18 protein-coding genes are annotated in these 18,019 nt (G+C 64.7%); 6 read left to right on the forward strand and 12 right to left on the reverse strand.

Going from position 1 to position 18,019, the window contains the following annotated elements; all coding sequences use genetic code 11:
* The coding region (locus tag VW23_RS12680; RefSeq protein WP_280138988.1) for an N-acetylglucosamine kinase at positions 1 to 524 on the reverse strand (524 nt) is incomplete at its 3' end.
* A 108-nt stretch (positions 525 to 632) separates the two neighbouring features.
* On the opposite strand from VW23_RS12680, the gene VW23_RS12685 reads away from it, so the two are divergent.
* From VW23_RS12685 to VW23_RS29290, 4 genes are all read left to right on the forward strand, one after another.
* Positions 633 to 1,568 carry a MurR/RpiR family transcriptional regulator gene (locus VW23_RS12685; RefSeq protein WP_069909939.1) on the forward strand — a complete coding sequence of 312 codons (936 nt, stop codon included), beginning with the start codon at positions 633 to 635 and terminating at the stop codon, positions 1,566 to 1,568.
* Positions 1,569 to 1,584: 16 nt separating this feature from the next.
* Complete coding sequence (locus VW23_RS12690; protein ID WP_069909940.1) at positions 1,585 to 2,334, forward strand: sugar isomerase domain-containing protein; 750 nt, start codon at positions 1,585 to 1,587, stop codon at positions 2,332 to 2,334.
* A 64-nt stretch (positions 2,335 to 2,398) separates the two neighbouring features.
* A complete protein-coding gene (gene ngcE, locus VW23_RS12695) occupies positions 2,399 to 3,772 on the forward strand; it encodes an N-acetylglucosamine/diacetylchitobiose ABC transporter substrate-binding protein (protein WP_055883445.1) in 1,374 nt (457 codons plus the stop codon).
* Positions 3,773 to 3,783: 11 nt separating this feature from the next.
* Complete coding sequence (locus tag VW23_RS29290) at positions 3,784 to 5,673, forward strand: ABC transporter permease (protein ID WP_201788043.1); 1,890 nt, start codon at positions 3,784 to 3,786, stop codon at positions 5,671 to 5,673.
* A gap of 136 nt (positions 5,674 to 5,809) precedes the next feature.
* Here the strand turns inward: VW23_RS29290 and VW23_RS12705 are convergent, their stop codons facing one another.
* The 7 genes from VW23_RS12705 to VW23_RS12730 all read right to left on the reverse strand — a co-directional run bounded on the left by VW23_RS12705 (position 5,810) and on the right by VW23_RS12730 (position 11,941).
* Positions 5,810 to 6,112: a BrnA antitoxin family protein gene (locus tag VW23_RS12705; RefSeq protein ID WP_069909941.1), complete on the reverse strand. Its 303-nt coding sequence runs from the start codon at positions 6,110 to 6,112 to the stop codon at positions 5,810 to 5,812.
* The gene (locus tag VW23_RS28235; RefSeq protein WP_084646025.1) at positions 6,039 to 6,356 is read right to left on the reverse strand and encodes a BrnT family toxin; all 318 of its coding nucleotides are present in this window, start codon (positions 6,354 to 6,356) and stop codon (positions 6,039 to 6,041) included. The genes VW23_RS12705 and VW23_RS28235 overlap by 74 nt, the downstream gene beginning before the upstream one ends.
* Before the next feature lie 288 nt (positions 6,357 to 6,644).
* Entirely contained in the window at positions 6,645 to 7,493 is an 849-nt protein-coding gene (locus VW23_RS12710; RefSeq protein WP_069909942.1) for a carbohydrate ABC transporter permease, read from the reverse strand.
* Positions 7,483 to 8,409 (reverse strand): carbohydrate ABC transporter permease, encoded by a 927-nt coding sequence (locus VW23_RS12715; protein WP_425285208.1) that lies wholly within the window; start codon positions 8,407 to 8,409, stop codon positions 7,483 to 7,485. The genes VW23_RS12710 and VW23_RS12715 overlap by 11 nt, the downstream gene beginning before the upstream one ends.
* 95 nt (positions 8,410 to 8,504) lie before the next feature.
* Positions 8,505 to 9,719: an ABC transporter substrate-binding protein gene (locus tag VW23_RS12720; RefSeq protein ID WP_244513550.1), complete on the reverse strand. Its 1,215-nt coding sequence runs from the start codon at positions 9,717 to 9,719 to the stop codon at positions 8,505 to 8,507.
* 87 nt (positions 9,720 to 9,806) lie between these two features.
* Positions 9,807 to 10,613, reverse strand: a complete 807-nt coding sequence (locus tag VW23_RS12725; protein ID WP_244513552.1) for a DUF4037 domain-containing protein — start codon at positions 10,611 to 10,613, stop codon at positions 9,807 to 9,809.
* 5 nt (positions 10,614 to 10,618) lie between these two features.
* Positions 10,619 to 11,941, reverse strand: coding sequence for an alpha-L-fucosidase (locus VW23_RS12730; protein WP_069909946.1), 1,323 nt, complete (start codon positions 11,939 to 11,941; stop codon positions 10,619 to 10,621).
* A 211-nt stretch (positions 11,942 to 12,152) separates the two neighbouring features.
* On the opposite strand from VW23_RS12730, the gene VW23_RS12735 reads away from it, so the two are divergent.
* Positions 12,153 to 13,160 carry a LacI family DNA-binding transcriptional regulator gene (locus tag VW23_RS12735; protein WP_069909947.1) on the forward strand — a complete coding sequence of 336 codons (1,008 nt, stop codon included), beginning with the start codon at positions 12,153 to 12,155 and terminating at the stop codon, positions 13,158 to 13,160.
* A 147-nt stretch (positions 13,161 to 13,307) separates the two neighbouring features.
* Here VW23_RS12735 and VW23_RS12740 read toward each other — a convergent pair whose 3' ends face one another.
* Positions 13,308 to 13,922, reverse strand: coding sequence for a GNAT family N-acetyltransferase (locus VW23_RS12740; RefSeq protein WP_069909948.1), 615 nt, complete (start codon positions 13,920 to 13,922; stop codon positions 13,308 to 13,310).
* A gap of 50 nt (positions 13,923 to 13,972) precedes the next feature.
* Here VW23_RS12740 and VW23_RS12745 point away from each other — a divergent pair, with 50 nt between their 5' ends.
* Complete coding sequence (locus tag VW23_RS12745; RefSeq protein WP_069909949.1) at positions 13,973 to 15,136, forward strand: M20 aminoacylase family protein; 1,164 nt, start codon at positions 13,973 to 13,975, stop codon at positions 15,134 to 15,136.
* A gap of 217 nt (positions 15,137 to 15,353) precedes the next feature.
* Here the strand turns inward: VW23_RS12745 and VW23_RS12750 are convergent, their stop codons facing one another.
* From VW23_RS12750 to VW23_RS12760, 3 genes are all read right to left on the reverse strand, one after another.
* On the reverse strand, positions 15,354 to 16,109 hold the full coding sequence (locus VW23_RS12750) for an amino acid ABC transporter ATP-binding protein (RefSeq protein ID WP_069909950.1): 756 nt from the start codon (positions 16,107 to 16,109) through the stop codon (positions 15,354 to 15,356).
* A 61-nt stretch (positions 16,110 to 16,170) separates the two neighbouring features.
* On the reverse strand, positions 16,171 to 17,007 hold the full coding sequence (locus tag VW23_RS12755; RefSeq protein WP_069909951.1) for an amino acid ABC transporter permease: 837 nt from the start codon (positions 17,005 to 17,007) through the stop codon (positions 16,171 to 16,173).
* Positions 17,004 to 17,831 carry an ABC transporter substrate-binding protein gene (locus tag VW23_RS12760; protein WP_069909952.1) on the reverse strand — a complete coding sequence of 276 codons (828 nt, stop codon included), beginning with the start codon at positions 17,829 to 17,831 and terminating at the stop codon, positions 17,004 to 17,006. The genes VW23_RS12755 and VW23_RS12760 overlap by 4 nt, the downstream gene beginning before the upstream one ends.
* Between the last annotated feature and the right edge of the window lie 188 nt (positions 17,832 to 18,019).

The raw sequence follows: 18,019 nt of genomic DNA on the forward strand, positions 1-18,019 counted from the left end.
GTCTTTGGGACGCGGCCGTCGAGGTCGGCGGTAACGGCGATCGCGGCGTGATGGCCGAGCCAGTAGCCCGAGCCGAGATCGCCGAGCAGGTAGCCGGCGGCGTCGACCACCGCTTCGATGGCGCCATTGCGCACCCGCACCGCGCCGGCGCCGGTGCCCGCGACGATGCAATAGCCGTCGCGTGCGGCGGTGACCGAGGCGAGCATCGCCTCGAGGTCGCCGGCGAAAACCAAGGGGCCGGTGAGGCCATTTTCACGAAACGCCGCTTCCAGCCGATCCTGCGCGACATGGGCGCGGGGGCCAGCGAGGGCGAGCAGCGCCAGCTCGATATCGAGCGGGGCGCCGGCATCGGCGACGGCGGCCTCGACTGCCGAGATGATGGCGGAAGCCGCCTGTTCCGGGCTGTTGGAGGCCGGGTTGCCGCCGCGATTGCGGCCCTGGCCGAGACAGCGGCCGGCATGATCGACCAGAGTGGCACGCGATGTGGAACCGCCCACATCGATGGCGAGCAACGCCTTGTTCATCGCTTTATCGACCCACTTGCCTTCGTGAAAATTGCTGGATAAGAATTGTTTTCATCCGCACAGCGGCCTTCTTGAGAGTGATTTTCAGGGCATGGGCTCCTAACATAGATGACCGCCATCGCAAAGACGTTCAGCGTTCTGGACCGGATCAGGACTTACCAGTCCCAGATGCCGGCTACGATGGCGAAAATCGCAGCCGTGCTGATTGACGATCCCAAGGCGCCGCTGAACCTGTCGATCACCGATCTCGCCGTGCGGGCCGGGACCTCGGCCGCCAGCGTCACCCGCTTCTGCCGGATGATCGGCTATGGCGGTTACTCGCAGCTGCGTGTCGGGATCGCCGAGGATGTCGGCCGTGGCGGCGCCAAGGCGGCGTGGATCGGTGAAATCGGCCGCTCGTTCGGGCCCGATGACTCGCCGGACGAGATTCGCAATGCGCTGCTCAACACCCATGTCCTGAGCTTGCAGACCACGGCGGGGCTGCTCGATATGCCGACCGCGATCCGCGTCGCCGGAGCGATCGTCAAGGCGCGGCAGCTCGATGTCTATGGTGTCGGCGGCAGTGCGCTGACGGCGCTCGAGACCGAGGCGCGGCTCTATCGCATCGGCGTCAATGTCCATACCTGGGCCGAGGTGCATAACGGGCTGACCAGCGCCGCCATACTCGATGATCGGTGCGTTGCCATCGGCATCTCCAATACCGGCCGCACCGACGAAACCATCCAGATGCTGACCGTCGCCAAGGCGTCGGGCGCCCATACCGTGGCGATCACCGGCAACCCGGATTCGCCGCTGGCCCGGCTCGCCCATGACGTGCTGATCGCCGCCTCGCCCGATGGCTATCTGCAGCCGGCGGACCTTTCGGCCCGGCACTGCCAGCTGTTCGTGGTGGATCTGCTTTACCTGTTGATCGCGCAATCGAATTTCGACCGCACGACGCGCTTCCTCGCCGCCTCCGGCGCCGCGGTGGCGCCGCGCCGCCGCCCGATGCGGGGTGGCGCCTTGCCCAGCACTGCCGCGCGCCGCGCGACGGCCCAGACCTAACGGAACCCATGTGATTATGACCGACCTGACTACGCAGTTTCATAGTGAAGTTTCGACCCGCCTCGCCACGCTCGCGGGCCCGAACCAGGCGATCGACGACACCATCGCGCTGGTGGCCGACGCCGTGGCGGCCGGGGGCGTGGTGCAGGCCTTCGGCACCGGTCACTCGGAAGCCTTCGCCATGGAAATCGCCGGCCGCGCCGGTGGGCTGATCGCCGCCAACCGCATCCCGCTGCGCGCCCTGGTGCTGCGCGGCGGCAAGGACCTGTCGATCCTCGGCGGCGCCGCGCTGGAGCGCGATCCGAACGTCGCGGAAAACCTGTTGTCGCTCTACGAGCTCGACAAGAACGACGTGTTCATCATCGCCTCGAACTCGGGCGTCAACGGCTCGATCGTCGGGCTGGCGCTCGCCGCCAAGGCGCGTGGCCACAAGGTGGTGGCGGTGACCAGCTTCGACCACACCAGCAAAGTTACGCCCAAGCATCCAAGCGGCAAGCGTCTGATGGAAGTGGCAGATATCGCCATCGACAACCTGGCGCCCTTCGGCGACAGTACGCTGCAACTGGAGGGTGGCATGGGCGTAGGCGCAGTCTCCTCGCTCACCGCAGCATTTATTGCTCAGCGCATCACCATTGGCGTCGCTGAAGCGCTGCTCAAGCGCGGCAAGACGCCGCCGCTCTACATCTCGGCAAATATACCCGGGGGCGACGAACACAATCGCGCTCTCGAAGATCTTTACGGCACGCGCATCCGTGGGGAGTCCTGAGGGACTACGGAGGCGTTTGGCGTGGGGCCTAACGACTAAATACTTGGAGAAGGGAAGGAACTAAATGTTCAAAAAGACCATCGACCGCCGCGCATTCCTGCGCGGCACGACGGCCCTCGTGGCAGTCGCGCCGTTTGGCGGCCTGCTCGGCTCGACCAGCGCTTTTGCGCAGGACGCGGCCAATCCGTTTGGTGTCGCCGACGGTTCGACCGTTGACGCCGTCATCTTCAACGGCGGTTACGGCATCGACTATGTCGAGTTCGCCGCCAACCTCGTGCAGAAGAACCACCCGACCGTCACCGTCAAGGTGTCGCCGTCGACCCAGATCGCCCAGGAACTGCAGCCGCGTTTCCTCGGCGGCAACCCGCCCGATCTGATCGACAACTCGGGTGCGCAGGCCATCGGCTTTGCGGCCATCATCGACCAGCTCGAAGACATGAACTCGGTGCTCGATGCGCCGAGCCTCGAAGGCACCAAGATCCGCGACACCCTGGTGGGTGGCGTCGAGAAGCCGGGCACCTTCGGCGACAAGTTCATCGCGCTGAACTACGTGATGACCGTCTACGGTATCTGGTACTCGGCCTCGCTGTTCGAGGCCAATGGCTGGACGCCGCCGACCACCTGGGCCGAAGCTATTGAGCTGGGCAAGGTTGCCAAGGAAAAGGGTCTCTACCTGTTCGGTTGGGGCAAGGAAGCGGCGACCTACTACCGCACCACTGCGGTCGCTTCGGCGATCAAGGCGGGCGGCGACGAAGTGCGTCTGGCCGTCGACAACTTCACCCCGGGCTTCTGGTCGCATCCGGCGTTCCAGGCCGTCTTCACCGCGCTGCACGAGATCATCTCGGGCGGCATGATGAAGCCGGGTGGCGCTGGCACCCAGTTCACCGCTGCTCAGGCGCAGTGGTCGAACGACCAGTCGTTCCTGCTCTATCCGTCGGGCTCGTGGATCGAGAACGAAATGAAGCCGGCCACCAAGGCGGACTTCAAGATGACCGGCATGCCGGAACTGTCGATCGACGCCAACGACAAGCTGCCGAAGACGGCTCTGCACGCCACGGCGGGCGAACCGTTCATCATCCCGGCGGGCGCGCTGAACCTTGCCGGTGGCAAGGAACTGCTCCGCACGATGCTCTCGAAGGAAGCCGCGACGAACTTCGCCAAGACGAAGCTCGCCCCGACCATCGTCAAGGACACCGTGCCGGCCGACGGTTTCGGCTCGACCGCTCTGGTTTCGCAGAGCAAGCTCCTGGCCGACGCCGGCAACGACGTCTTCACCTGGAACTCGTTCGACCTCTACGGCACGAACCAGGACGAACTCGTCGTCTGGAACAGCTTCCTCGATGGCAAGCTTGACGTCGCCGCCTTCACTGCCGCTCTCGAGGCGATCACCAGCGCCGTTTACAACGACGCCTCCGTCACGAAAGTCGAAGTGAAGTAATGGACAGCACGATGGCGAGGGCACCGGCCACGACAACCCGTCGGTGGAAACTACCAAGCCTCGAGGGCTCCAGCTTCGCGCTGGTGTTTTTGGGGCTCCCCCTGGCGATCTACGTGATCTTCGTGATCTCGCCATTCGTGCAAGCCTTCTATTACTCAATGACCGATTGGTCAGGCTTTTCGAAGAAGATGAACTTCGTTGGCCTGGCCAATTATGTCACCCTGTTGACCGACCCGGTCTTCACCAAGGCCGTCTACAACTCCATCGTCCTGGTGGTGGTGCTGCCGCCGCTGGTGATCATCCTGTCGGTAACGCTGGCGACGCTGGTGACCATTGGCGGGGTGACCCGCGGTGAGATCCAGGGGCTCAAGCATTCCGGCATTTACCGGGTGATCTCGTTCTTCCCCTACACCGTGCCGGCGATCGTCATCGGCATCCTGTGGGCGCAGATGTACGACCCCTCGAGCGGGTTGCTGAACGGCATCCTGACGGCGCTGGGGTTCGATTTCTTCAAGTCTTTCGCCTGGCTCGGCGACGAGCGCACCGCCATGGGCGCCTCGATCTTCGTTATCGCCTGGTCGATGGTCGGCTTCTACATGGTGCTGTTCATCGCGGCGATCAAAGGCATCCCGGCCGAGGTCTATGAGGCAGCGCGCGTCGATGGCGCCGGCCGCTTCCGCACGGCGATCTCGATCACCGTGCCGATGATCCGCGACAATATCCGCACCGCTTACGTCTATCTCGGCATCCTGGCGCTCGATGCCTTCGTCTATATGCAGGCGCTCAACCCCAGCGGTGGGCCGGCCAATTCCACCGTGGTGATTTCGCAGCACCTCTTAAACACCGCCTTCAAGAAGGGGAAGTTCGGCTACGCCACCTCGATGGGCGCGACGCTGGCGGTCATCACCCTGGTCTTCGCCGCGCTGGTGTTCTTCGTGTTCTGGTGGACCGGTCGTCCGCCCAAGTCGAAGCCGGCGGCCATTGTCGCGGCGCCCGCCTTTCGCTCGGTCCCGATCGCGACGCCGACCAAGCCGGTGGCGCAGTTCGAGCATCCGGTGGCGAAGCGGACCATCTGGACCGACAAGACCGTCGCCACGATTTCGCACATTGCGCTCATTGCCTGGGTGGTGATCATCTGCGCGCCCTTGCTCTGGGTGCTGATGAGCTCGTTCAAGACGACGCAGCAGATCTTCGCTTCACCGTTCACGCTGCCCACCAGCTTCAACTTCGACAACTACGTGTCGGCGTGGACCTCGGCGTCGATCGGCACCTACTTCTTCAACACGGTGATCGTGGTCGGCTTCGCGCTGGCCATCGTCATGCTGCTCGGTTCGATGTGCGCCTATTACCTGGCGCGCTATGAGTTCCGCGGCAGCAAGATCATCTACTACCTGATGCTGGCCGGGCTGACCTTCCCGATCTTCCTCGCGGTGGTGCCGCTGTTCCAGACGCTGCGCGGCTTCGGGCTGCTCAACACCTTCCCCGGCCTGATCCTCACCTATGTGGCGTTCGCGCTGCCGTTCACGGTGTTCTTCCTCTACGCCTTCTTCCGCACCCTGCCGCAGGAGATCGCCGAGGCGGCGATGATCGACGGCGCCGGCCCGTGGCGCATCTTCTTCACCATCATGCTGCCGATGGCGAAGCCCGGCATCGCCTCGGTGGCGATCTTCAACTTCCTCGGGTTGTGGAACCAGTTCCTGCTGCCGATCGCGCTCAACACCAACACCGCCAATTACGTGCTGAGCCAGGGCATGGCATCCTTCGCCTCGCAGGCCGGCTATGCGGTGAACTTCGGCGCGCTGTTCGCCGCTGTGGTGATCACCGTGCTGCCGGTGCTCGTTACCTACATCATCTTCCAGCGCCAGCTGCAGGGCTCGGTGCAGACCGGGATGCTGAAGTAGGCGGACCGACTATCGGGTTTGGAGCGGGGCGTCCTGAGGGGGCGCCCCGTTTGCTTTGGGGGCGCGCTGAGCCGGCAATCACGATTCCAAGGCCGGGCTCGCTACCACACGCCGGGGGTGCTTCGCTCTTGGGGCGCTAAGACGCTGCCTTGATGATTTCGGCCATCCGGGTTCGCCAGTCATCGCCTCGGGCTTTGAAGCGTTCTATGACATCGGGGTCCAGCCGCAGGGTTACCGCTTCCTTGGCGTTATCGAGCCGTGGCCGACCGCGGCCACGCTTGATGGCTTCCGCCAGAGCAGGGAACGCCTCCGCAAACGGCTTCTTCTGGGCAATCTGATCATCGGTCGCTTCGGGGTTATCCGGGTCAGACGCAATCATGCGCTGGACCTCGGCTTCCTCGGCGTCGGTGAGCGGGCGCTTCGAGGTGAATTTCGTCATAAAAGGCTCCTTCCTTACGGCTGGCGGGGCGCATCGAGGCAATCGACAGCGCTTCCGTACCCAGCGGGCGGAACACCACGGCGACGACCACCCGACCATCGAGTTCGCCGATGGCGAGCCACCGTCCTTCCTTGCCGGGAAGGACCACGGCTGCCTCAAAGAACTCAACGGTCAGCGAAGCGAAGTCCAGACCGTGCTTGGCAAGGTTGGTCTGGCGCTTCGGTTCGTCGTAAGTGATCAGCATCCAAATATATGTACACGGTAATTGGTCAACGCAATATGCGTGTACGAAAAATTGCTGACGGTTGGTTGGATCTTCGCCGGCGGTGCCCCTATCGCCCCCTCGCCCCTCCTAGGGGAGCGCAATGGCGCGCCCGGGGGGAGAGGGCAGGGGTGAGGGGCGCCAAGCGCGCGGATTCGGGCCGGTGCAAAACGGCGATAGCAGCTCGTCTGGTGTGCTTGGCTACCCCTCACCCTGACCCTATCCCCAGAGGGGAGAGGGGACGTGCGTTGTACCCGCCGGTGGCCGGCCTTACCGTCCACCCATCCCGGCGTTCAGCGCGATCGAATTGTAGATCAGCTTTTGTAAGAGGATCGCCAGCACGATGCCCGGCAACATCGATAACGCCGCGCCGGCCATGATGTAGTTCCACTGCGTGCCCTGCTGGGTCTGGAAGTGGGTGAGGCCGACGGGCAGGGTGGCGTTTTCCTGGCCGGTCATGACGATCAGCGGCCAGAGGAAGTTGTTCCACTGGGCGATGAAGGTGAAGAGCGACAGGAGCCCGATGGCCGGCATCGACAGCGGCACGATGATGCTGATGAGGATGCGCAGCCGCGAGGCGCCGTCGATCAGCGCCGCTTCCTCGAGCGAGTCCGGGATCGAGAGAAAGAACTGGCGCAACAGGAAGGCCCCGAAGGTGCCGAAGGCGACCGGCAGGATGACGCCCTGGAAGGTGTTGACCATGCCGAGGCCGTTGACGATCAGGAACAGCGGGATGATCAGCATGATCGAGGGCACCATGAGGGTGCCGACGTAACCCAGCAGCAGGGTGTCGCGGCCGGGGAACTTCAGCCGGGCGAAGGCGTAGCCGGCAAGGCACGAGACCACCACGGTGATCACCGTGACGCTGCCGGCGACGACCATCGAGTTGAGAAAGAACCGGCCGAAGGGCAGCTCCGACCAGGTCTTCTGGAAATTATCCCACTGAAACTCGCTGGGGAGGATCCGCACCGGGATGGCCATGACCTCGGCGTTGGAACGCACCGCGTTCGACACCATCCAGAAGAACGGGAACAGGAACAGCAGCGCCACCAGGGCGAGCGCGCCGTGGTTGAGGATATCGAGCGCCAGGGTGACGCGAGAACGGGCCTTAGTTGTCATAATGCACCCACTTGCGCTGCAGCCAGAACTGGAGGGCGGTCAGCGCCATGATCAGCGCGAACATCACCCAGGCGATGGAAGAGGCGTAGCCCATCTGGAAATTCTGGAAGCCGCGCTGGTAGATGGCATAGCCCAGCGTGGCGGTGGCGTTGCCCGGGCCGCCGCGGGTCATCACGTAGATCTGGTCGAACACCTGCAGCGAGGTGATGGCGGTCATCACCGTGCCGAAGAACAGGGTGGGCGAGATCAGCGGCAGGCGGATTTTCCAGAAGCGATCCCAGGCGCTGGCGCCATCGATCTTGGCGGCTTCGAGATAGCTTGGCGGCACCATGTCGAGCGCCGCGTTGAACAGCACGGTGTTGTAGCCGACATTGGCCCAGAGCGAGACGATGATCACCGCCTGCATGGCGAGCGTCTGGTCGGTGAGCAGGTTCGGCACGCCCAGCGACAACGACTTCATGATGAAATCGAAGAAGCCGCCGGGCGCGAAGATCAGCATCCAGACGATGGCGACGGCGATTCCGGGTGTAAATGTGGGGAGGAAAAACACCACCCGGAACCACCGTTGCCCTCGTTTGAGGCTGGCGATCCAGGTCGCGAGCCCCACCGAGATGATGATGTTCAGCACCAGATATTCGACGGTGAAGAACAGCGTATTGCGGAGGACGGTCCAGAACTGTGGGTCGGCGGTGAACAGCCGGATGTAGTTCTGGAAGCCGACAAAGGCGGGTTTGCCGAGCAGCTTCCAGTTGGTGAAGCTCAGCACCAGCGAGGCGATGATCGGCAGCACCAGAAAGAGCAGCACGCCCAACAGGCTAGGCAAGAGGAAGAAGAAGGCCGTGCGGCCCTCGCGTCGCCCGCTGCGCCGTCGCGGGCGGGCGGCCGGGGCGCTGGTGGCGACCGCGGTATCCTGGATAAGTGTCATGGGCACCTCCTCCCTCGCGGCGCCTGTGACGGCGCCATTGCAGTAGGTACGCCCGGCCGGATTCGGGGCCGGCCGGGCGTCGGGACTTACGGCAGCTGGCTCTGGATATCGGCCAGCACCGCGTCCGTGGTGTTGTCGCCGTTCAGCGCCAGCGGGAGGTACTGGGTGAGCAGGTTCTCGAACTCATTCCAGCTCTCGTTGAGGCGGAACGGGGTCGAGTGGTCGAAGGAGTATTGCAGCGTCTCGCGGGCGCCGGCGATATCCTTGGCGGCGACGTCGTACCAGAACTTCTGCTCGGCGAGGCGGCCGGGCAGCGCACGGCCGGCCGAAGCGAGGATCTCCGCGGCCTTGGGACCGGTCAGCACCTTCAGCGCCTTGAACGCCTCATCCTTGTGCTGGCTGGCGGCCGAAATGCCCCAGCCCGAGCCGGCGGTGATGTAGCGCGACGGGCCTTCGCCGCGCGGCAGCGGCGCGACGCCGACCTTGAAGCCGACCGAGGCCTGGGTGGTCAGCAGCGACCAGGGGCCATCGATCACCATGGCGGCATTGCCGGCGGCAAAGCGCCCGCTGCCGGTCTGGGCGCCGGCGCCCGAAGCAAAGACCGGCGAGGCCTTGGCGACCGCCACGAGGTCGACGAGCTTCCCCACCGCGGCTTCATAGCCGGGGTTGGTCAGGTCGAACGCGTTGGCATCGTTGAAATACTCGGCGCCCAAAGCCACCGGCTGGGCGACGAAATCGAAGGCCTGCACGGCGTAGCCGTAATTGTCGCCGCTGGTGAGCTTTTCGGCAGCTGCCTTGAAGTCGTCGAAGGTCCAGTCGGGCTTGGGTTCGGCAAGGCCGGCCTCGGCGAACTTGTCGCGGTTGTAGAACATCAGCCACGGGCCGACGTCATAGGGCAGGGCGTATTGCACGCCATCCGCCGACAGGCCGGAAATGATCGAGGACTCGAACGCCGACTTGTCGAAATTGTCGGCAGCGATGAACGGATCGAGCGGCTCGAGCACGCCATAAAAGCTCGGCATGCGCATCGACTGCATGGCGACGAGGTCGGCGATCTGGCCGGACGAGGCCAGCACCGGCAGGCGGGTCCAGTAATCGGTCCAGCCGGAGAACTGCGGCGTCACCTTGATGTTGGGGTATTCGGCGGTCACCAGGTCGGCGAGCGACTGGAACAGCGGGGTATCCTTTTCGTCACCCCACATCTGCCAGGTCAGGTTCACCTGCTCCTGGGCAAAGCTGGCGGTGGACAGGATGGCGGTGCCGGCAAGCGCCAGGGCAGCCAGTTGATGCGTGAACTTCACGATGTGTCTCCTCAATCACAGGGTAGTCGTTGGGTCTTCGTCTTGTTTGGTCTTCCGGAGTTCCTCGGCTCCGGTCACCACGGCCAGTCAGGCCGCGATCAGCACCTCCAGATCGGCGATCATGGCGATGAGCTCGGTGCGCTGGCGGTGGAGGGCGTCGGGGTCGCGCCCCGGCTCCAGGATCGCCGCCATGCGGGAAGTGAAATCAGGCGGCAGCAGCTCCAGCTCTGCCGCCATCGGCAGGTTCCAGCCATCGCCCGGGTAATAGGCACGGTTGAGCGCGAACACGACCTGGAGGATGGCGTTCGCCAGCTTGCCGGTGATGCCGACAAGGAACACCAGGTCGCGCCGGTCGACCTTGCTCTCGTAGTGATAGTCGGCCGCCCAGTAGTTCAGGATCTCGCGATACTGCTTGAGCACTGAGTTGCGCAGGGGCTCCGGATAGCAGGCGAGCTGGTCCTTCCAGCCGGCGAGCCGACCTTCCGGATCGCTGACGATCTGCTGGCTCGAAAGATCGGTCGGCAGGTGGTAGCCCCAGATGGTCCACTCGAAGCTTTTGGGGATGGCGGTGCCGCTGAGCCAGGCGCCCAGATCGCTCTCGACGCCGGCATAGCTGCGCATCCACACCCCATCCATGCGCAGGCCCTGCGACTGCCACTCGGCCATGGCCGCCTCGAAACGGTGCCATTGCCGGGTCTCTTTCAGGTCTTGCCGGTAGGCATGGGCGTAGACGCGGAAGTCGTAGTCCGACTGCCGGTCCGACCGGCCCTTGCCGCGCGACCCGGCGAGCGCAACCGCGCCGGCGCCGTCCTCGGCAAGGTCGGCGATGAGCGGAGCCATCGCCGCGATCAGTTCGGCCTCGGGGGCCATCGCGTCAGCCAATGCTACCGGCAAGATCGTCAACCCTTGAGGATCAGCTCGACGACGGGGGTCACCACATCGGGCTTCAGCACCGGCAGTTCGAGCGTCAGCATGCCGTCGCCGACCGCGACGCCGATGTTGGAATCGACCTCGGCATCGGGGTCGAGCCAGTGGATCTCGCTCGCATCGTGCAGGAACTGCGCGTACTTCACCTTGCGCCCCAGCCCGGGGATATGGACGTGGCGGAACGGCCAGGTCTGGAGGTGCAGGTAGAGCCGGTTGCCCTTCTGGGTGAAGCGGGTGCCGGCCGGGGCCTGGTATTCGGACGGCCCGGCGCCGTAGATCGAGCGGCCGTTGACATGCAGCCACTCGCCATAGGTTTCGAGGGCGGTGACGGCGCGCTTGTCGAAGGTGCCGCGGGCGGTGGGCCCGACATTCATCAGGAGGTTCCCGCCCAGCGCCACGGTATCGATCAGGATGTTGATCAGCTGACCGGCATCCTTCCAGGTGTTTTCGTCGCGGTGGTAACCCCACGAGCCCGAGAAGGTGTGGCAGACTTCCCAGCGCACCGGCTTGCCGTTGATGGTGGGCGCGACGCGCGGCGTATACTGCTCGGGCGTGGCGAGATCCTTCGGGAAATTGCCGTCGGTGGGCAGGTCCAGCCGGTCGCCGACGATGATGTTGGGCTGCAACTCGCGCACCAGCCCGATCAGTTCCTCGGACTGCCAGTCGGCACGGCCCTTGCCGGGCATGCCCTTATACTCGCGCTTGGGGTAGCTGAAATCGAACCAGATCACCGAGATCTCGCCGAACCCGGTGAGCAGCTCGCGCACCTGGTTATGCATGTACTCGGCGTACTTTTTGACATCGCGGGTCTTGTTCATCTCGAGCGCGTCGGGGTGGTTGCGCAGCGGATGGATGCCGTCGATCGGGAATTGTGGGTGGTGCCAGTCGATCAGCGAATAGTAGAAGCCGACCTTCAGCCCCTCGGCGCGGAACGCCTCGACATAGGGTTTCAGCAGGTCCTTGCCATAGGGGGTGTTGGTCGCCTTGTAGTCAGTGAACTTGGTATCCCACAGGCAGAAGCCCTCGTGGTGCTTGGCGGTCAGCACCACATATTTCATCCCGGCCTCGCGCGCCCGGCGCGCCCACTCCCTGGGGTCGTAGAGGTCGGGGTCGAAGTTCTCAAAGTACTTCGCATAGGTTTCCGGCGCGATTTCCTCGCGGTGTTGCACCCATTCGTGGCGCGCGGCGAGGGCGTAAAGCCCGAAGTGAATGAACATGCCGAAGCGGTCATTGCTGAACCAGGCCTTGCCCGCCGACGAGTCGAGGCCACCGCTGACGGTGAGTGCGCTATCCAAACTATCCTCCTTGGTCCGGTTATCGAACCGGTTCGATTTTTATCCTGATGGCGACCTTGCGATGAGTCAAGACGGAATCTGGAACGGGGCTATCAGGTGGATTTCAGTTGCGCGAGGCCCCGCAACTGCTAGGTATTGCAATAGAATTGTCCGCCGAGCGTCCCACCAACCAAGTTCCCACTCCGGATAGAAGCGGTTCGAGAACCAACTGATGGCCACCATTCGTGACGTAGCGAGGCTCGCCGAAGTCTCGGTCTCGACCGTGTCGCTGGCACTCAGCAATCCGGGTCGGGTGAGCCAGAAAACGCTGGAGCGGATCCGTAGCGCCGTGGCGGCGGTGGGCTATGTCGCCGACCCCCTGGCGCAGAGCCTGGCGCGTGGTCGCTCGAAGATGATCGGGCTGGTGGTCGGCAATGTCGGCAACCCGTTCTTCGGCGACATCCGCCGCGAGCTCGAGAATTACGCGCTCGAGCACGAGCACTTCGTGTTGATCACCGACTCCTCTGGCAAGCGCGAGCGGGAGCAGGCGCTGGTCGAGCACCTGATCGGGCTGAAGATCGCGGGGCTGGCGCTGGCGCCGTCGAGTTTCGGGCCGGACTATGTGCGCTTCGTAGAGAGCATCAAGGTGCCGATGGTCTGCTTCGACCAGAAGGTCAAAGGCATCGAGCGCGATTTCGTCGGCTCGGACAATTACCTCGCCGGCGCCATGCTGACCGAACACCTGTTGCAGCTCGGCCATCGCCGCATCGCCTTCATCGCCGGCCCGCAGCACATGCACACCGCCTCGGAGCGCTATCGCGGTTTCGTCGAGACCATGGCCAGCGCCGGGGTGGAGGTGAATCCGAACTACGTGGTCGATGGCCAGTTCACCCGCTCGGCCGGATACGAGGCAGCGATGCGGCTGTTGATCCAGCCCGAGCGCCCCACCGCCATCCTCGGCGCCAACAACGCGGTGGCGCTGGCCGCGCTGCAGGCCATGCAGGAGCTGGGTTTCAACTGCCCGGGGGACATTTCGCTGTGCATGATCGACGACGTGCAGTGGAGCAACGTCATCACCCCACGCATCACCATGGTGGTGCAGGATACGCTGAAGCTGGGCGGTATTATCGCAAGGCGGCTGCTGCAGCGGATCACCACGCCAGGTGCGGCGGCGGAGCCACCGCAGGACTTCGTGCTGTCGCCGAAGTTCGTGCCGGGGAATTCGTGTCGGCGGGTGTGAGTTGCCGGCGGTCTCATCCGCGCACTCGGTCGCTCGTCGCTCACGCTCCGATCGCGCTACACTCCGTTGCGCGGACCTCTCATCCGGCCTTCGGCCACCTTCTCCCACAAGGGGAGAAGGCCACCCCACTACCGCCGGCCCTAGCCCTCAAGCCGGTCGGATCAGCGCCTCGCTGCCGATCGGGGTGAAGCCCAAGCTGAGGAAGGCCCGCAGCGAACGGGCGTTGCCGGGCGAAACCGCGGCGAACAGCAGTTCTCCTTCCGGGACAAGGCCAATGGCCTCCTTGATCAGCGACGTGCCGTGGCCGCGATTGTGGGTGTCGGCTTCGACGCTCAGTTCGCGCCGCCCGGCGAGGCCGGCGCCGATGGTGACGAGGCCGCGCTCATCGCCATAGACCCGGACATCGGAGCGGTATTGCCGAGCGTATTTCACCCGCGGGTGGTCGTCGGCATCGGTGCGGAGCGGCAAGCTCGAACTGCCGGTGCCGCGGGTATAGAGCATCGCGTCGATGACCCCGATGAAGCCCTTGGGCCCGGCCAGCCAGCGCAGGAAGTCCGGCGCCATCGAGGCGCCGAAGCCATCGGGCCTTTGCTGCAGCACCTCGTCGGCCGAGCGTGCGGTGGCGATGACGGCGTGGCCGGTGAAGGCCACCGAGCATTCCCAGCCGCCGGCCAGCGGCGGCAGCACGGTGACGCCGCCATCGACAGCGGGGAAGCGCCCTTCGGCGGCGTCGGTGAGGAGATCGAGCAGGGGATGGTGCATCGCGTAAGCTGTTCTATTGGGGTCGGAAGTCTGCGATACAGGCGCTCGCCATGAAAGTCACTCCGCCGATTTCCGCCCCAAACGACATCGCCGATTTCATCGCCCTGCGCCGGCGGCTGCACGCCGCGCCGGAGCTGAGCCGCGAGGAATTCGCCACCAGCGCGCTGGTCGCCGAACTGCTCACCGGCTGGGGTTTTGAGGTGGCGACCGGCATTGGCGGCGCCGGCGTGGTGGCGAGCCTCAGGGCCGGGAGAGGGGAGCGCACGATCGGGCTCCGCGCCGATATGGACGCGCTGCCGATCACCGAAGCCACCGGCCTGCCGTACGCCAGCGAGAGGCCCGGCGTGATGCATGCCTGCGGGCATGATGGGCACACCACCATCCTCCTCGCCGCAGCCAAACAACTGGCCGAAACGCGCAATTTCTCCGGCACGGTGCGGCTGATCTTCCAGCCGGCCGAGGAAGTCGGCGGTGCGGTCGAGATGATCGAGGACGGGCTGTTCGAGCGCTTCCCGGTCGATGCGCTGTTCGGCATGCATAACTGGCCGGGCGTGCCGGAGGGCGAGTTCCGCTTCATCGACGGGCCGGCCATGGCGGCGGTCGACTGGATCATCATCACCATCAAGGGCAAGGGCGGGCACGGCGCCATGCCGCACGAGGCGGTGGACCCGATCGTCGCCGCCTCGTCGCTGGTGCTGGCGCTGCAATCGATCGTCTCGCGCAATATCGACCCGCTGGAAACAGCGGTGATCACCGTCGGGATGCTGCATGGCGGCTCGATGCCCAATGTGATCCCCGACAGCGTCGAGCTGCAGCTCAACACCCGCGCCTTCACCGAGCCGGTGCGCGACCGGATCCGCGAACGGATCAAGCTGCTCGCCGAGGCGCAGGCGGCAAGTTTTGGCGCGGTCGCCGAGGTGGTGCATCCGCCGGGTTTTCCGGCGCTGTTCAACCACCATGACGAGACGGCGTTCGCCCGGCAGACGGCGATAAAACATTTCGGCGAGGCCAAAGTCGGGACGCTGAAGCCGCTGCTGGTGAGCGAGGACTTTGCCTTCATGCTGCAAAAGCAGAAGGGGAGCTATCTGTTCGTCGGGAACGGGGCGAGCGCGGATCTGCATAGCCCGCGGTATGACTTCAACGACGCGGTGATTGAGCCGGCGGCGAAGTATTGGGTGGCGCTGGTGGAGGATTATCTGGCGGCTAATGGGTAGGGGCGGGCGGCGCCACAGCGCCCCCTCGCCCCTCTGGGGAGAGGGCGGCAGGGAGGCCAAAGGCCTCACTGCGGGGTGAGGGGCGCCAAGCGCGCCGAGGCCAGCAGGTCCGACTGCAGGATATTCGACTCGTACCTGTGTGGCCGGCGTGCTTGGCGCCCCTCACCCTGTCCCTCTCCCCAGAGGGGCGAGGGGACGCGAGGGGCATCGCCGGTGACTAAACCGTCGCCTCCAACCTTCCCGCTGCAATAATCCGCTCCAGGAACTTCTGTGTCCTTGGGTTTTCCGGCTTCGAGAACAGCTGGTGCGGGTTGCCTTGTTCGACGATGCGGCCGCCGTCGAGGAAGCAGACGCGGTCGGCGACGTCGCGGGCGAAGCCCATTTCGTGGGTGACGATCACCATGGTCATGCCGCTGGTCTTCAAGTCGCGGATGATCTTCAGCACTTCGCCGATCAGTTCGGGGTCGAGCGCCGCGGTCACCTCGTCGAGCAGCAGCACGTCGGGTTCGGTGGCGAGCGAGCGGACGATGGCGACGCGTTGCTGCTGGCCGCCCGAAAGCTGCTCGGGATAGGCGCGGGCATATTGGCCGAGCCCGAACAGTTCGAGCAGTTTCAGCCCGGCCGCCTCGGCCTCGCGGCGATCGCGACCGTGCACGCGGATCGGCGCCAGGGTGATGTTCTCGAGGACGCTCATATGCGGGAAGAGGTTATAGGCCTGGAAGACGATGCCGATGCGCTTGTAAAGCCCGGTGCGGCCAAAGCTCTCGTCGTAGATATCGACCCCGTCGAGCCTGACGGTGCCCTCGTCGAACTCGGTGAGCCCGTTGATGCAGCGCAGCAGGGTGGATTTGCCGGAGCCGGAGGCACCGATCAGGCACACCACTTCATGCGGCGCGATCGACAGATCCACCGCGTCGAGCACCTGGCGCTCGCCATAGAATTTGGTGAGCTGTTCGATCTCGATGCGGTTCATCTCGGAGCGTTTTCAGAAAAAGTGCGAAGCGGTTTTTCGGTTCGAAAGCGCGACAAATACATCATTTGGCACCTTGCAGGCGGCGCTGGCGGTCGCGGCGGGCGAGGTGATCGGTCAGGCGCGCCAGCGGAATGGTGGCGAGCAGGAACAGGATCGCGGCGACGACGAGCGAGGAATAGTTGAAGGTGCGGGCGGTGTAGATCTGCGCCTCGCGCACCGCATCGCGGACGCCGAGCACCGAGAGCAGGGCGACGTCCTTCTGCAGCGCCACGACGAGGTTCAGCATGGCCGGGACGACGTTGCGCAGGGCCTGCGGCAGGATGGCGTAGCGCAGGGTCTGCCACTGGGTGAGGCCGAGCGCCTTGGCGGCCATGCCCTGGCCTTCGTGCACGGCTTCGATGCCGGAACGATAGACCTCGGTGGCATAGGCCGAATAGGAAAGGATCAGCGCCACGCCACCCCAGAACAGCCCTTCCTTGGGGAGGCCGGGCAGGTTCAGCGCCGGAATGCCGAAGCCGAACAGCAGCACCAGCAGCAACGCGGGCAGACCGCGGAACAGATCGACATAGACGATGGCGAAGACGCGGAGCGGGGCGAACCAGGGGCCGCTCATGGCGCGGAAGATCGCCAGCACCAGCGCCCAGATGCCGATGCAGACGAGGCTGATCAGCCAGATCTGCAGCGAAACGAGGAAGCCGCGGGCGACGCCCGGCGCTGCCTCGATCATGGCGTCGATGGAGAAGAACTGGCGCTGGATGCGCGGCCATTGCTCGGCCGTGCCGACGAACCAGGCGACGGCGCCGAACACCAGGACGACGCTGGCCAAACTAATAAGGACCGGCGCGAGCCGGTCCTTGAGAGCGATCTGCCGGCGTCCTTTGCCGGGTCGTCGTGTCATTGCGTGATCTCGGGAATGCTCGGATCGGCGATCAGGTACTTCTTGGCCAGCTCGTCGATGGTACCCTTGGACTTGAGCGCGGCGAGGCCTTCGTTGATCCACGGCACGATCGGGTTCTCGTAGGCGAAGAGCAGGCCGAGGCCCTCGTCCTTGGGGTCCTTGGGCAGGATCGCGGTGATCTTGGCCTCGGGCACTTGACAGCACGTGGCATAGAGCGCCGTGGGCAGCGCCGCGACGGTGGCATCGATCTGGCCACCCTGCAGCGCCTGGAACACGCCCGCCTGGTCGTCGAACACGGCGGCATCGGCAATGCCGAGCACATTGGTCACGTAGTCGAAATCGGTGGTGCCGACGGCAACGCCCCACTTGGCCGCCTTCAGGTCGGCGAAGCTCTTGGCGCCGGCGACGGCCGAGGTCGGGAGCGCGATCACGGCCTTGTCGGACTGGTAGTAGACGTCCGAGAAGGTGGCGACCTTGGCACGATCCGGGGTCACCGAGATCTGCTGGACAGAGAAATCATAGGCCTTCGGGCCGGGCGCGATGGCGCCGTCAAAGGTCACGTCGACCCAGACCACGTCTTCCTTCTTGAAGCCCAGCTCAGTGGCGAGCGCGTAAACCAGCGCCGCTTCAAAGCCTTCGCCGGCTTCCGGATTGTTGTCGAGCACCCATGGTGGATAGCTCGGCTCGGAGGTCGAGACGGTGAGCTTGCCGGGCGTGAACAGCCGCGGATCATTGGGAGTCTTTTCCTGCGCCAGCACCGGCGTGACGACCATCGCCATCAGAGCCAGCAGCGCAATTGTCAGAACATTGTGCTTTTGAGCCATCTTCACTCTCGTGTTTCCGCCCGGCGGCCAGCTGAAATGCCCCGTCCACCAAGCCCCGCGGGGGAATTTACCGACAATCCGGCGCTACGCCAGCCATAGAATTGCAGAGATTCGGAATGGCGGGAAAGTTCATTGCATTTGCAATGAGTTGCGGGGAATGGGGGTGGGCGGCACCGGCGGTGCAGTAA

It is taken from the genome of Devosia insulae DS-56, assembly GCF_000970465.2.
In the GTDB taxonomy this organism is placed as follows: domain Bacteria; phylum Pseudomonadota; class Alphaproteobacteria; order Rhizobiales; family Devosiaceae; genus Devosia_A; species Devosia_A insulae.